This window comes from Photobacterium sp. R1, from assembly GCF_054600795.1.
The window spans coordinates 592,607-607,822 of sequence record NZ_BAAHZP010000001.1 but is presented as its reverse complement, the minus strand read 5'-3'; the positions used below and the strand labels follow the sequence as shown (position 1 = coordinate 607,822).

Genomic DNA, 15,216 nt, shown 5'->3' with positions numbered 1-15,216 from the left:
TATAAATGGCGGGTCGGGTCGGCCCGCCAGATGAGGAAAGCGCGATGTTTAAAGACAACTGGATTCATGCTCTGGCTGAACTGGATCAACGTGGCGAGCCTTGTGTGATGGTCACAGTGCTGGCCGACCGGGGTTCCGTACCCCGTGATGCCGGCACAAAAATGCTGGTCACCCGGAATGAAATCATCGCCACCATTGGTGGTGGTAATCTGGAGCACAAAGCCATCAAGCTGGCACGGGAAATGCTTCTCACCGGAGACAAACATCCCCGGGTCGAGCATTTCAATCTGGGTGCGCGGCTGGGCCAGTGCTGCGGCGGCATGGCGACACTCAGCTTAGAGCCGATTGGTCAGCAACAGCATCATCTGGTGCTTTTTGGTGCAGGCCATGTCGCCAAAGCCTTAATCCATATTGTCAGTACATTGCCTTTCCGCGTGACCTGGATTGATCAGCGAGACAGTGAGTTCCCTGCTGAGCTGCCACTTGGCGTGACCAAACTGGTCTCGGATGATCCGGTCGGTGAGATCCGCGATATGCCGAACAACAGCTATTACCTGGTGATGACCCACAACCATCAGCTCGATTTTGAGCTGGCGAGAGAAATCCTCAACAGAAATGATATCGCTTACTTTGGCATGATAGGGTCACTGACCAAAAGGAAGAAGTTTGATTATCGCCTGTCTCAGCGCGGCTACGACGATGAAACCATTCGTCGTATGGTCTGCCCGATTGGGATTGATGCCGTCAAAGGCAAGCACCCCGCAGAAATTGCGGTGTCGGTTGCCGGGGAACTGATCGCCCACTATCAGGGCATGCCAATCGCCGACAAGCGAGAAGCCAGTGAGCACGACGCTGCTGCCACAGCGTCTGACGACAGTGTCGATCATCAAGTCGCCTGAAAGCGGTAAATGAAGGAAATTTAAATGACAACACAACGCACAGCTTATCGCTCAGCGATTTTACACAGCATTGCCGATCCCCATGACGTCGGGCTTGAAAACAGTTTTGAATTTTTTGAAGACGGTGTTCTGGTCGTGGAAAACGGCCATATTCTGGATATCGGCCAGGCCGAAGAAGTGCTGGCACGCCAACCGTCCACCCTGCAAGTGACGCAGTACGAACACAAACTGATCACCGCCGGTTTCATTGATACACACATTCACTACCCGCAAACCGGCATGATTGCCTCTTATGGAGAGCAGTTGCTGGACTGGCTGGAAAACTACACGTTCCCGGAAGAACTCAAGTTCAAGAATCCGGTTTATGCCCGTCAGGTTGCCAATATCTTCTTTGATGAACTGGCAAGCAACGGGACCACAACGGCGCTGGTGTTCGGCACCGTGCATAAAGAATCTGTGGATGTATTTTTTGAGGAAGCTGAAAAACGCAAACTGCGGATGATCGCAGGTAAAGTGCTGATGGACAGAAACGCGCCGGATTACCTGACCGACACCCCGGAGTCAGGTTATCAGGATTCCAAAGCCCTGATCGAAAAATGGCACAAGAAAGATCGTCTTCTGTATGCGGTCACCCCCCGTTTTGCGCCAACCAGCACCGATGAACAGCTGGCGACTGTCGGCAAACTGCTGGAAGAATATCCGGATGTGTACATGCACACGCACCTGTCTGAGAACAAGAAAGAGATTGAATGGGTACTGGAGCTGTTCCCGGATCGTGACACCTACCTCGATGTTTACGACCATTACAAGCTGCTGAAAGAACGTGCCGTTTTTGCGCACGGGATTCACCTGACCGACTGTGAATGTCAGCGTCTGGCCGAAACCGGTTCAGCCATTTCGTTCTGTCCGACATCAAACCTGTTCCTGGGCTCCGGTTTATTTAACCTGCCGAAAATGGAACAGCATGGCGTGCGTGTCGGGATGGGAACCGATGTCGGTGCCGGCACCAGTTTCTCTCTGCTTCAGACGATGAGCGAGGGCTACAAAGTGCTGCAATTACAGCAGCAGAAGCTGCATCCGTTCAAATCACTGTATCTGGCAACACTGGGCGGTGCGAAAGCGCTGTATTTGGACGAAAAAATCGGCAACCTGCAACCGGGGAAAGAAGCCGATTTCGTGGTGCTGGATTTGCACGCAACCCCGTTAATGTCTTTCCGGATGCAACAGGCCAAAACCCTGGAAGAGCAACTCTTTGTTCTGATGAGTCTGGGCGATGACCGGACTGTCAGCAAAACCTTCGTCTATGGCGAGAAAGCCTATGATTCAGAAGGGACAACCGAACCAGAAATGGTAACCAAGAAAAAAGCGAGTTAAAACTCGCGTCTCCACAATGCGTCTATCCTTGCCCGCCCTCGGTATTCACGTTTGTTATACCGCCGAGGACGGGCGTTTTTTATCAGTCGGACTTAACCTTACAGCACCTTATGCGGTCCGAAGCACTCATAATGAATCTGCGACTCAGACACGCCCTTTTCCTGAAGCTGCTTCGCAATATGCTGCATAAACGGCACCGGACCGCAGAAGTAGAAAACCGTATTCTGCCAGTCAATTGTGTCTGTTAACTGGCTGAGATCCATCAGTCCTTCAAAATCTGCATCTTTCCCCTGTGGTTCGCGATACCACACGTGGCTGGTAACCTGTTCCGACTTGTCTGCGATGCTCTGAACGTGCGCACCCAACGCGTGCTGGTGATGGTTTTCCGCTGCATGTAACCAGTGCACAGGCGCCTGATGACTCTCCTGAACACTCTCCAGCATCGCCAGCATTGGCGTCAGGCCGACACCGGCCGAAATCAGTGCAACCGGCTGTGAAGCGTCAGAACGGAAGTAAAAATCACCCGACGGTGCCGCCAGCCGGACTTTATCGCCCACTTTTAAGTGCTGGTGCAAATAGTTAGACACGGTGCCCCGTGCTTCCCGCTTGACGGAAATTCGATAGGTTTGCGCATTCGGGGCTGATGAGAGGCTGTACTGACGGATTTCCTGATACTCAAAGCTCTCAGGCTTTAAGTAGATGCCAATATACTGACCGGGTTGATATGCCGCGACCGGCTGGTCATCGGTCGGCATGAAGACGAAGCTGGTAATCACATCACTCTCTGGTGTTTTTGCCACCAGTTCGAATTCCCGGGTACCACGCCAGCCGCCGGTTTTACCTTCACTCTCCTGGTAAATCGCTTCTTCACGGTCAATAAAGACTTTTGCCAGTACACCGTAAGCCTCCGCCCAGGCATCCAGTACAGCCTGGCCCGGCGAGAACATTTCGTCAATCGTGCCCAGTAAGTGTTCACCAACAATCGCGTATTGTTCGGCTGTAATATTGAAGCTGGCATGTTTCTGCGCAATTTTTTCAACCACAGGCAGCAGGACTTCCAGATTGTCGATATTCGCGGCATAACCATAAACCGCGTTGAACAGAGCTTCGCGTTGGCGGCCGCTGTCCTGATGGGTCAGGTTAAAAATATCTTTCAGCTGAGGATGATGACGGAACATCCGCTCATAAAAATGAGCAGTGAGTTTCGGACCCGTTTCGGCCAGTAATTGTGCAGTGGATTTCACGATATCAATGGTGTTCTGACTGAGCATAATGACTTCCTTTAAAACATGTATCTGTAATGCATGTTTTAAAGTTGTATCTGAAATATATCTTTCAGTCAATAAAGGAATTACACTGAACACTGCTCCACAAGGGGAAAATCCGTGCAACTGACTAACTTTACTGACTACGGCCTCCGTGCCTTGATCCTGCTTGGCGCCTTGCCAGACGGGGAACTCACTAGCATCAACCATGTCAGTGAAACTTTCGCCGTGTCGAAAAATCATATGGTGAAAATCATCAATAAACTGGGCCAGCTCGGTTATGTGAAAACCGTCCGCGGCAAAAATGGCGGGATCTGTCTGGCGAAACCGGCGGATCAGATTGTGATTGGGCAAGTGGTACGGGATCTGGAACCGCTGCAGGTGGTGAACTGTGCGCCGGAGTTTTGTCACATTACCCCAGCCTGCCGTCTGAAAAACTATCTGGCCAAAGCAAAAGAGGCCTTTCTGGCACAGCTCGACGAATGCACGATTGCGGATATGCTGACAGAAAACAATGAACTGCTGATATTGCTGATGAGGCCACAGGATTAAACTGCCCCATTTTCAAAACAGATGGGGCATGTGTTAATGGACACTGCGCTATGAGGCGGATGGTTCGGGTTGCATGTAACGTTCGGCCACTGAAAGCAGAAGTTCCGTATGATTGAAGAGATCATCGACACAATCTATCGGATAGCGAGTCTCTTTCTTATCCTCGCCAATCACACCCAAATACTTCTGCTTTGCATTAAAGTGTAACCGACAGAGTGGCTTACGATTATTGTCATCAAGAAGCACGCCAAAATAACTTTGTGTATCACGCGAGTGTATACGTGAGACATCCAGTTTTTGGCGAAGAATCGCTTTCACGACATTGAATCCTTCAATTTCTTCTTCTGTCGTGATAATTTTTGAATCTCCTTCTTTTTCAGCTTCATCATCATTTAATAAAGAAACTGATTCAATCTGAGACAATTTTGATTCAGAACCCATCGCAGATTGTAAACGCGCATTAATGCTGTCATTTAAAAACTGCTTCAACGCTTTTTGCGTTAATTCCATAAACTGGGCTTTTACTTTCGGTGTCTGAACCCCGTCATAAACTTTAGAAGTGAAGAATTTAACGAAATCTTCCTCTGGATGGTTAAACTGATCACCCAAAACTTTCTTAATCTGGCTTGTATATTTCAGTTCCCCTGCGGCATCCACCACAGAATCAACGTCAAAAGAAGTTTTCGTGAGCTTCTTAACCTCTGGCACTAAATGCTCATCCAGATTTTCAAGATCTAAAGTCAGGAAAGGCTTTTCATCCATCTTGTTGGGTGCATCCAAATCAGTAAAAAACTGATATTTCACACCATTGGTTAAAATGGCAATTCTGGCATTTGTCACTGAAAAATAACGAAAAAGCTGCCCCGCATGTTTCGTCGATAATTCATCACCGAACTTTTTACACTCAATCAATATCTGCACCTCACCATCTTTCATCAGTGCATAATCAACTTTCTCGCCTTTTTTCGTTGCCGTATCTGCCGTAAATTCGGGAATCACTTCTTGCGGATTAAAAACATCGTAGCCTAAAACTGAATGTAAAAAAGGCATGACCAGCGCTGTTTTCGTCGCCTCTTCTGTTGCAAGTGTCCCGGCAAACTGCTCAACCTTTTTCGCTAGCGTCTGCAATCTTTCGATAAAATCCATGACCAACTCCTTTTTTAATGCTTCGTTCGAAACATAGGTGCACTCATCCCAATACACATAGAAAAGAGGTTCGAATAGTGATCCTGTTATCAAAAAATTCCCGGAAATCAATGCCTCTTGCTTATCCGTCAGTCAATTAAAAATACCCATCTTTCTCAGACATTTATCAGAAACAAAAAAAAAGCCCCGATACAAGACGTATGGGGCTGGTCACATATTATGGATTGATATGTAAAGGAGATTATTACCTTACTTACCCGGTACTGCAGATTGGTCGACAGCAGCACCGGATATTTCAGGCCTAACGGACTATAACGCAGGGATTTTCACCCCACAGGGCGCTAGAGTTGCGCGCCCTGTTTGACCCAGGCACCGATAAGCTTACGTTCGTCATCAGTCATCTGAGTCAGGTTACCCAGCGGCATGACTTTCGTCTGAACCGCCTGAGCAACAATACGTGGTGCATTGACTTTAATTTCTTCCGGTGTATCCAGAATCACACCTGCAGGCGCTGTTTTAAACGCTGCATGAGTCGGGTGCGCAGAATGGCAGACTGCACAGCGCTCCTGAATCACATTGTTCACCTGGGCAAAAGACACACCACTGTTTTGTGGTTGTGCTGCTGCGGTTTGACCCGCTTCACCCTGCACCGCTGTAGACTCAACGTGCGCCGCAGGAGCAGATGTCTCACCCATTCTGCTGGCGTATGGAGATGTCACAAATGCCAGTGCAACCATGCCCAGTGCCGCCAGCGGCAATGTCCAGGCAAACTTCTGACCACCATGACGGGTGTTGAAGTAATGGCGAACCAGAATACTGAATACCGCCAGACCTGCCAGAATCAACCAGTTATATTCAGAGCCATAGGTGCTCGGGAAATGGTTACTGATCATGATGAACAATACAGGCAGCGTCAGGTAGTTGTTGTGACGCGAGCGCAGCAAACCTTTCGCAGGCAGCACCGGATCAGGTTCGCGGTTTTCTTCAATAGCTTTCACCAGACCGCGCTGAGCCGGCATGATGACGAAGAATACGTTCCCGACCATGATGGTCCCGATGATGGCGCCAACGTGAATATAAGCACCCCGGCCACTGAAGACTTGGCTCAGACCATACGCAGCCCCAACCAGTCCAAAGAACAGAAGGATTGCCAGCAGGACCGGTGTTTTACCCAGCGCTGAATCACACAGCAGGTTATAGATGATCCAGCCTGCAGCCAGTGCGCCCACGCCCAGCGCAACGGAAGCCGTTGAGCCCAGACCGGAACCCGGTGCGACCAGATAGATATCGGCATTGAGGTAATACACGACACACAGCAGCAAAATACCGGTGATCCAGGTGAAATAAGCTTCCCACTTAAACCAGTGCAGATTTTCCGGCATGCTGGGTGGCGCCAGTTTGTATTTTTCCAGGTGGTAAATCCCGCCGCCATGAATGGCCCAGAGATCACCGGATAAGCCGGTTTTCGGGTTCACCCGGTTCAGGTTGTTTTCCAGCCAGATAAAGTAGAATGAGGCACCAATCCATGCGATACCTACAATCATGTGAACCCAGCGAATTACCAGATTCAGCCATTCCGTCATATGTGGATCCATAACGAACTCCAGTTATGTTATGCGTTCTTTGATTGCCTCTGGCTTATCAAAGTACGACGGTTGATGCTTCCTGCTCCAAACTGCTCAGTGATAATTCGATTCGGACATCGTCAGAGAAGTGCACTTCATCGCAGTTATTGCCGGGTCCGGCACGGTCAACCACCAGAAACTGGTCGTTTTCGTGCAGCGCCAGCACCGGGTGGTGCCAGACCCCTTTTCCATAATTCACGCCCTGACGTCCATTACTGTAAAACGCCTTAAGCTGAGCGGGGTCTGGTGTATCCCCTTTCGGGGCCACCACGATCAGGTACGGATGACCCAGTAAAGGAATGAAAGCCTGAGAACCCAGCGGGTGCCGCTCCATCATGGCGATCCGCAGCGGATAGCTCAGAGGCTGGGCTTCAAAGATACTGATGATTGCTGAACCGCCTTCAGTCGCGACATCCACATTCGCCATGGCATGGTACCGTCGGGTCGAACCATTGTTGATCATAAAGTAGTCGCTGACTTCTTTATCAATGACATCTCCGAAAGGGGCAAATGCTTCGCGCGTTAACGGCTCAATCGTCAGTGGTCTTACTGGTGTACTCATCCTTTCTATTCCTGTCCTGGTTACATGGTCTGCAGACGGAACAAAGCGATCTTATTGATCTCTTCGAGCGCCTTATTGAACTCAGCCTCAATATCATGACCTAATCGCTCCTCAAAGGATTCAAGGATTTGATAACGATTGGCCCCTTTCACTGCCATGATGAAGGGAAATTGAAATCGTGCTTTGTAGCTGTCGTTGTAACGATTGAATTTTTCGAATTCTTCAGGTGAACACTGATCTATCCCTGCGCCTGCCTGTTCCGCGGTTGATGCCGCCGTCAGCTCGCCATTCACCGCAGCACGTCCGGCTAAATCCGGGTGCGCGTTGATCAGTGCCAGTTGTTCTGCATGACTGGCCGATAACAAAGTATCAGCCATCCGGGCATGGAGCGTGGCGATTTCATCATCTGCCTCGCTGATGCCATTGTCATAAACTTTTTCCGCCACCCATGGGCTGTGCTCATAAACATCAGCAAATTGAGCGACAAACTCATCCCTGGTCATTTGGCTCGGTTGGCAAGACGTAAAACGTGCCATCATTAAAACTCCTTCATACTTGGGTGCGGGTGATGCTCGTGCCAGTGCTTGGCAATATCAACGCGGCGGCACAGCCAGACTTTGTCATGCTGGTTCACATATTCCAGAAAACGGCGCAACGCTGCGATCCGTCCCGGACGGCCAATCAACCGGCAATGCAGACCCACAGACATCATCTTGGGTGCAGTCGCGCCCTCTTCATACAGGGTGTCAAAAGTATCTTTTAAATAGTTGAAGAACTGATCACCGGCATTGAAGCCCTGCACGGTCGCAAAGCGCATGTCATTGACATCCAGCGTGTAAGGAATAACCAGCTGAGGTTTCGGGCCTTCTTCATGCCAGTAAGGCAGATCATCATCGTAGGCGTCCGAGTCATACAGGAATCCGCCTTCTTCCGCGACCAGACGACGCGTATTCGGACCGGTACGGCCTGTGTACCAGCCATACGGACGCTCGCCTGTCAGGTTTTGGATGATCTCGATGGCTTTCATCATATGATCACGTTCTTCAGACTCATCCACGTTCTGATAATCAATCCAGCGGTACCCGTGACTGCAGATTTCATGGCCTGCCTCAACAAAAGCTTTCGCCACATCCGGGTGACGCTCCAGTGCCATCGCGACACCAAAAATGGTCAGCGGGATATCGTATTGCTTAAACAGACGCAGGATACGCCAGACACCTGCGCGGCTGCCGTATTCATAAATGGATTCCATGCTGATATGACGCTGACCCGGAAAAGGCTGCGCCGCTGGGATTTCAGATAAAAATGCTTCCGACTCACTATCGCCATGAAGAATGCAACGTTCTCCACCTTCTTCATAGTTGAGAACAAAAGAGACAGCGACGCGAGCGTCATTTGGCCAACGAGGGTGCGGCGGTACTGCACCATAGCCGATCAGATTGCGTGGATACTCATTACTCACACATGACTCCTTTTGATCCTAATTGGTCAACGCTATGACCATCTGATAATCAATTTATAACAGCGATTGTATACAATATCCAGATTTTTTGTAAATAAAATGTACCTAACATTTTTTGTGAACAATCAAAAAAAGTTAAGCAGTTGTGATCCAATCATTGGTTTCTTAAATATCAATATCTTATCGAGTTCCCATAGCCAACAAGGGCTTAGCGCGCCTATCATCCGGGTTAACATTTCAGTTACACAGCCCTTTACTAATCGATAAAGTTGTGTACATAGTTAAATACAATGTGGCGAACTGATATCGGATCACACAGAAAGGCATAGAATATGCTATGCAACAAAGCATCCATATTCGTACAACTAAAGGAGCGCAACGCGCGAGGTTATCCATGGGAAAACTGACTACTCACGTGCTTGATACAGCCTCAGGCTTACCCGGAGCAGAAATCAAAGTGTCTCTGTTCCGTCAGGAAGGCACAGATTTTGTTTTGGTAAAAACCACGCATACCAACTCGGATGGTCGAACCGATCAGCCTTTGCTGGAAGGCGAAGACTTCACCGCCGGCAAATATCAGCTGATTTTCGAGACGGCACACTACTTCAGACAGCAAGGTATTGAACTGGCTTCGGTCCCTTTCCTGGATGATGTTGTCATCCGTTTCGGAATTGCCGATACCAGCAGCCACTATCACGTCCCGTTACTGGTATCCCCTTACAGCTTCTCCACATATCGGGGCAGCTGATCCAAAACCGTGCAAAAGTAGCAACCAATTACTCTCGGGCCTGAGGTCAGATGCAGGTTCGGGAGTGACGCAAGAGAGTTTGAAGATTGTATACAAAAGTGCAGGCTAAGTATTAATCACTTCAGAAACCATGCAGTCTCCGGCAGCGAGCAGGCCGGAAGGATTTCAGCAAGTGATGGCCTGGAGATAGAGGGAAAGCCCTGATTCGTCTGCGAAGTTGGATACACCAATAATAGCCAGCACACAGACGTCCAGGCACAAAAAGGAAGCGTCGTCATGAACAATTCGAAAACAGAAACGCTCAGCCGTTCTGAAGCCGGTTCAGCTTCATTGTTAGAGCGTCTGTTTAAACTCAGCGCTCACGGCACCAGCGTGAGAAATGAGATCGTCGGTGGGATTACAACCTTTGCCACCATGGCTTACATCATTTTCGTTAACCCACAAATCATGTCGGCCTCAGGCATGGATGCTGAAGCTGTCTTCGTCGCCACCTGTATTGGTGCTGCCATAGGTACACTGCTGATGGGCCTGTTCGCCAACTGGCCTGTTGGTCTGGCACCGGGTATGGGTCTGAACGCTTTTTTCTCTTTCACCGTGGTGGGAGAAATGGGCTACAGCTGGCAGGTCGCCCTGGGGGCCGTGTTTATTTCCGGTGTACTCTTCGTCGCGATGAGTTTCTATAAAGTCCGCGAATGGATCATCGACAGTATTCCCGAAAGCCTTCGTTTCGCCATGACGGCCGGTGTCGGTCTGTTTCTGGGCCTGATTGGTCTGAAAACCGCAGGGATCATCGTGGACAATCCGGCCACACTGGTCAGCCTGGGAGACTTTACCCAGCCACAGGCATTACTGGCTGCGATCTGCTTTCTGATTATCGCGGTTCTGAGTGAACGCAATATCTTTGGTGCCGTGCTCATCGGGATGTTCAGTGTCACTCTGGTTGGTTTCATGCTGGGACTGGTTCAGTACAACGGTGTGATTGCTATGCCGCCAAGTCTTGCACCAACCCTGTTTGCCATGGACATCACCGGTGCCCTGAACATTTCAATGATCAGCGTGATCCTGGCCTTCCTGTTCGTCAACATGTTTGATACTGCGGGAACCCTGATGGGTGTGGCTGAACGCGCTCATCTGAGAAACAAGGAAACCGGCAGAATCGAAGGTCTGAGCAAGGCGCTGAAAGCTGACAGTATCGCCAGTGTGGCCGGTGCCTGTGTCGGTTGTCCGCCGGTCACCAGTTACGTCGAGAGTGCCGCAGGTGTTGCTGCTGGCGGCCGCACGGGCCTGTCCGCCATTGTGATCGGACTGCTGTTTGTTGCCGCAATTTTCTTCTCGCCTCTGGCCGGGATGATCCCTTCTTATGCCACCGCCGGTGCGCTGATTTACGTGGCCTTTGTCATGATGGGAAGTATGCAGCATGTGAAATGGAATGACTTCACCGATGCAGCACCCGCAGCAATCACCGCACTGATGATGCCGCTGACATTTTCTATCGCAAATGGTATCGCGCTGGGCTTTATCACTTTCACTGTGCTGAAAGTTGCGACCGGCAGAACCAAAGATGTCTCCATCAGCATGTACATCCTGACTGCAATCTTTGTGGCCAAGCTGGTGTATCTCTGATTCTAAAAACATAAATAAACAATGATTTTGGTGCACACCACTTCTGTAACGCTACAGGAGCAGGTCCCTGCACCCTTTAAAAACCAAAAGACGTAAACACAACATTAACCCTACGCAGCCAATTCATCGGATGAATTGTGGAGAAATAACGATGAAACTTCTCTATACGCTCAACCAGAGACCACCACACAGCATTACCCTGCTCCTCGCGATTCAGCACATGCTTGCCTCCATCGGCGGGATTGTTGCTGTTCCCCTGATTGTCGGCAGTTCCATCGGCCTGCCCATTGATGAAATCGTTACCCTGATCAACGCAGCCTTGCTGGCATCCGGCGTTGTGACCATTGTGCAATGTCTCGGGGTCGGCCCGGTCGGCATCCGTCTCCCTGTCGTGATGGGCTCCAGCTTCGGTTTCCTGGGCGTCGCCATCAACATCGGGAATAACGGCGGCGTGGGCGCGATCATGGGTGCCGCACTGGTTGGCTCATTCGTCGTCGTCGCCGCCAGCTTCTTCATGGATAAAATTCGCAAGCTGTTCCCGAATGTGGTCAGTGGCGTCGTCGTGACCCTGATTGGCCTGACCATTCTGCCGGTTGCCATGAACTGGGTCGGTGATGCCCCAACCTCCAGCGAACAGTTCGCCACCATACCAAAACTGTTTCTGGCCTTCATTTCATTAGCCATCGTTATTGTTGTCTCCATTTATTGCCGTGGCGCCGTCGCTGCTTCTGCCATTGTCATCGGTCTGGCAGGCGGTTATCTGGTTGCACTGTCAATGGGCATGGTTGATCTGAACCAGATTGCGCGCGCAGAGTGGATTGGCCGCCCGGCTATCATGGAATACGGCATGAGCTTCAGCCTGTCTGCGATTGTCAGTATGAGCCTGGTTTATATCGTGGTGATTGCAGAAGCGACCGGCGACTTCATGGCGCTGGCGAACAACTGTAAAGTCAAACTGTCGGGTAACGACCTGAAACGCGGCCTGCTGGGCGATGGTCTGGGCAGTACACTGGCGTCATTCCTGACGGCCATGCCACTGGCATCTTTCAGCCAGAACGTCGGTATTGTCGGCATCACAGGGGTTGCCAGTCGTTATGTTGTCGCAGCGACAGGCGCTTTACTGATTCTCGGCGGTCTGTTCCCGAAACTGGCTGCTGTGGCGGTGACCATTCCTAAACCTGTCCTGGGCGGTGTTGGCTTCATCATGTTCGGCATGATTGCCTATGCCGGTATCCGTATGCTGATCAAAGCTGCAGATACCAAACGCAATGCCCTGGTGATTTGTGTCGGTCTGGCATCTGGCCTTGCTGTCACCATTGAGCCTCGTCTGATCCAGCATCTTCCGCATGATTTGCAGAGCCTGTTCCACTCCGGTATCACCACAGGCACCATCATTACCGTACTGCTGAACCAAATCCTGCCTGAATCTGCACTGAGCGATAAAATCGAGGAAGAGACAGAAGAAGACGCCCTGGCCGATTCACATATTCAGCATGCAGAGTCCGCTGAAAAGAAGCAGGCCATAGAAACCGTCAAACAATCCTGAACAGAGAGTAAATCCCAATACTTTCATCAACCCCGGACCTGGCTGACACCAGGTCCACCCCATCAGACCTTCTCCTCGGAAACGGCAGAGAAGGCTAAGGAAATCAAAATGGAAACCATTTGGCTGAAAAACCCTTTAGCCATTTACACAGGCTCAGAGACTGAAACGGATGCCCGCGGTGGCGTGGTCATTCGGGGCAGTCAGGTCATTGAGCTGGTTCCCCTCGGTGCACAACCCAGCCAGACTCCGGATCAGGTCATTGATGCCAGCGAGCATGTGATCACACCGGGTCTGGTCAATGCGCACCATCATTTCTACCAGACCCTGACCCGGGCCTATCCGGATGCACTGAACAAAGAGCTGTTCCACTGGCTCAAAACCCTGTATCCGGTCTGGGCAGGATTAGATGAAGAAATGATGCAGGTTGCCACAGAGCTGGCACTGGTTGAGCTCATGATGTCCGGCTGCACCACTGCATCCGATCATCACTATCTGATCCCGCACGGACTCGAACACGCCATTGATATTCAGGTCGAAACAGCACGGAAACTGGGTATCCGCTCGATTTTCACCCGGGGTTCCATGAGCCTGGGCGAAGATGAGGGCGGTCTGCCGCCACGTCATACCATTCAGACCGAAGAGACCATTCTGGACGACAGTCTGCGTCTGATTCGTCAGTACCACCAGCGTGGTGACGGTGCCATGACGCAGATTGCGCTGGCCCCGTGTTCGCCGTTCTCTGTCACCACAGATCTGATGAAGGAAACGGCCCGGCTGGCTGAACAGGAAAATGTCATGGTGCACACCCATCTGTGTGAAACCATTGATGAAGAAAACTTCTGTCTGGAGCGTTTTGGCCTTCGCCCGGTCGATTATCTCGAAGAGACCGGCTGGCTGAATCACCGGACCTGGCTGGCGCACGGTATTCATTTCAATGAAGAAGAAATCCGTCGTCTGGGTCAGGCCAAAGTCGGGATCTGCCATTGCCCGTCGTCAAACATGATGCTGGCCTCCGGGATTTGCCGGAACAAAGAACTGGAAGCAGCCGGTGTGAAAGTCGGTCTGGGTGTCGACGGTTCAGCATCAAACGATGGTTCGAATCTGGTGAACGAAATCCGGATGGGACTTTACATTCAGCGGCTGCGCTACGGTTCAGCCGATGTCACCCATTTTGATGCGTTACGCTGGGCAACCTCGGGCTCGGCTCGTGCAATGGGACGGGAGGATTTCGGAACTCTGGCTGTCGGCAAGCAGGCGGATATTGCGATGTTCCGTCTGGACGAGATTCGTTTCTCGGGTGCCCATGACCCGCTGGCCGCACTGATCTTATGTGGTGCGCATCAGGCCGACAGAGTCATGGTTGCAGGTCAATGGCGAGTCCATGACGGCATGGTTATTGGCGTCGATTTACCTGCACTGCTGAACCGGCATCAGGCAGCAGCCAAACAACTGGTGGCTCGATTCCAGCAACATCATTAATGAATTAATAAGCAACTGGAAATACAACATTCTGTTCAGGATTAAAACCCAAGCGCTTTCGCTCTTACCTCGTTGGGCGGAAGCGCTTTTTTATTGAACCGGCTCAACCTTCCTCAGGCGGATTTGATCTGACAGCCCTGAATCACCAACTGAGTCAGAAACGCTGCAGCGTCTGCAAAATCCTGATCGTCCAGCGCTTCCTTCTCAAGCACATTACAAATCTGCCAGCTGAAATCCGCATAGGTCTGCGTGGAAGCCCAGATGGTGAACATCAGGTGCTGTGGAGAAACCCGGGCCATCACACCCTTTTCAATCCAGCGTTCCAGTTTGGCAATAATCATTCTGGACTGTGCCAGCAGCTCATCACGGATATCCTCAGGCAAAAACGGCGCGCCCGACATCACTTCGTTGGCAAACACTTTCGATGCAAACGGATGGTCACGGGAAATCCGGAGTTTGGTATGAATGTAAGATGTCAGCGCCTGCGCCGGATCATCCAGGTCCTCGATCGGCTTCGAGGCTTCCAGTAAAGGTTGGGTCACACTTTCCAGGACCGCGCGATATAAGTTTTCTTTGGTCTTGAAGTAGTAATACACATTGGGCTTCGGTACTTCAGCCAGTTTGGCGATATCCGCAACCTTGGTTGCCGCAAAGCCCTGCTCAGCGAACAGGCGTCCGGCAAACTTGATAATAACTTCCTGATTTTTTTCTCGAATACGTGACATAACCTTGTTTCGTCCCTCCGACCGATGCACCGCCTCATACTAGTCGAACTGACCCGCGAATCAAAGTGTGCCTTTGGTATTTACCTGATTTCATCCATGTTTTCAGATGCGAAAAAGACAGAATTCCCCACACCGATTAGTGACAGCGTCACAATGAGAGATTGCCCTCAAACTGAAGATTTACCTTGCATTGTTTTTCAACGAAAGCAT

General features: G+C 50.7%; 14 protein-coding genes. 7 read left to right on the top strand and 7 right to left on the bottom strand.

Going from position 1 to position 15,216, the window contains the following annotated elements; genetic code table 11:
- The first annotated feature begins 44 nt into the window (after positions 1-44).
- Positions 45-899, top strand: a complete 855-nt coding sequence (xdhC, locus tag ACYP03_RS02810) for a xanthine dehydrogenase accessory protein XdhC (protein WP_459778416.1) — start codon at positions 45-47, stop codon at positions 897-899.
- Positions 900-923: 24 nt separating this feature from the next.
- The gene (gene guaD, locus ACYP03_RS02805; RefSeq protein ID WP_459778395.1) at positions 924-2,273 is read left to right on the top strand and encodes a guanine deaminase; all 1,350 of its coding nucleotides are present in this window, start codon (positions 924-926) and stop codon (positions 2,271-2,273) included.
- Positions 2,274-2,371: 98 nt separating this feature from the next.
- Here guaD and hmpA read toward each other — a convergent pair whose 3' ends face one another.
- Positions 2,372-3,544, bottom strand: coding sequence for an NO-inducible flavohemoprotein (gene hmpA, locus ACYP03_RS02800; protein WP_459778394.1), 1,173 nt, complete (start codon positions 3,542-3,544; stop codon positions 2,372-2,374).
- Positions 3,545-3,658: 114 nt separating this feature from the next.
- On the opposite strand from hmpA, the gene nsrR reads away from it, so the two are divergent.
- Positions 3,659-4,090, top strand: coding sequence for a nitric oxide-sensing transcriptional repressor NsrR (gene nsrR, locus ACYP03_RS02795; RefSeq protein WP_459778393.1), 432 nt, complete (start codon positions 3,659-3,661; stop codon positions 4,088-4,090).
- 48 nt (positions 4,091-4,138) lie between these two features.
- On the opposite strand, the gene ACYP03_RS02790 is transcribed toward nsrR, so the two are convergent.
- From ACYP03_RS02790 to puuE, 5 genes are all read right to left on the bottom strand, one after another.
- On the bottom strand, positions 4,139-5,236 hold the full coding sequence (locus tag ACYP03_RS02790; protein WP_248139766.1) for a type I restriction endonuclease: 1,098 nt from the start codon (positions 5,234-5,236) through the stop codon (positions 4,139-4,141).
- 341 nt (positions 5,237-5,577) lie between these two features.
- Entirely contained in the window at positions 5,578-6,831 is a 1,254-nt protein-coding gene (locus ACYP03_RS02785; RefSeq protein ID WP_459778392.1) for a urate hydroxylase PuuD, read from the bottom strand.
- A 46-nt stretch (positions 6,832-6,877) separates the two neighbouring features.
- Positions 6,878-7,423, bottom strand: a complete 546-nt coding sequence (locus tag ACYP03_RS02780) for an ureidoglycolate lyase (protein WP_459778391.1) — start codon at positions 7,421-7,423, stop codon at positions 6,878-6,880.
- A 20-nt stretch (positions 7,424-7,443) separates the two neighbouring features.
- A complete protein-coding gene (gene uraD / locus ACYP03_RS02775; protein ID WP_330959862.1) occupies positions 7,444-7,959 on the bottom strand; it encodes a 2-oxo-4-hydroxy-4-carboxy-5-ureidoimidazoline decarboxylase in 516 nt (171 codons plus the stop codon).
- Between the two features lie 2 nt (positions 7,960-7,961).
- A complete protein-coding gene (gene puuE, locus ACYP03_RS02770; protein ID WP_459778390.1) occupies positions 7,962-8,885 on the bottom strand; it encodes an allantoinase PuuE in 924 nt (307 codons plus the stop codon).
- A 394-nt stretch (positions 8,886-9,279) separates the two neighbouring features.
- Here puuE and uraH point away from each other — a divergent pair, with 394 nt between their 5' ends.
- The 4 genes from uraH (at position 9,280) to ACYP03_RS02750 (ending at position 14,281) form a co-directional block, all read left to right on the top strand.
- The gene (gene uraH, locus ACYP03_RS02765) at positions 9,280-9,633 is read left to right on the top strand and encodes a hydroxyisourate hydrolase (protein WP_248139758.1); all 354 of its coding nucleotides are present in this window, start codon (positions 9,280-9,282) and stop codon (positions 9,631-9,633) included.
- Between the two features lie 276 nt (positions 9,634-9,909).
- The gene (locus ACYP03_RS02760) at positions 9,910-11,256 is read left to right on the top strand and encodes an NCS2 family permease (protein ID WP_248139756.1); all 1,347 of its coding nucleotides are present in this window, start codon (positions 9,910-9,912) and stop codon (positions 11,254-11,256) included.
- Between the two features lie 151 nt (positions 11,257-11,407).
- Positions 11,408-12,802 (top strand): nucleobase:cation symporter-2 family protein, encoded by a 1,395-nt coding sequence (locus ACYP03_RS02755; protein ID WP_459778389.1) that lies wholly within the window; start codon positions 11,408-11,410, stop codon positions 12,800-12,802.
- A 108-nt stretch (positions 12,803-12,910) separates the two neighbouring features.
- Positions 12,911-14,281: an 8-oxoguanine deaminase gene (locus ACYP03_RS02750; protein ID WP_459778387.1), complete on the top strand. Its 1,371-nt coding sequence runs from the start codon at positions 12,911-12,913 to the stop codon at positions 14,279-14,281.
- A 113-nt stretch (positions 14,282-14,394) separates the two neighbouring features.
- On the opposite strand, the gene ACYP03_RS02745 is transcribed toward ACYP03_RS02750, so the two are convergent.
- Positions 14,395-15,006 (bottom strand): TetR/AcrR family transcriptional regulator, encoded by a 612-nt coding sequence (locus ACYP03_RS02745; RefSeq protein WP_248139749.1) that lies wholly within the window; start codon positions 15,004-15,006, stop codon positions 14,395-14,397.
- Between the last annotated feature and the right edge of the window lie 210 nt (positions 15,007-15,216).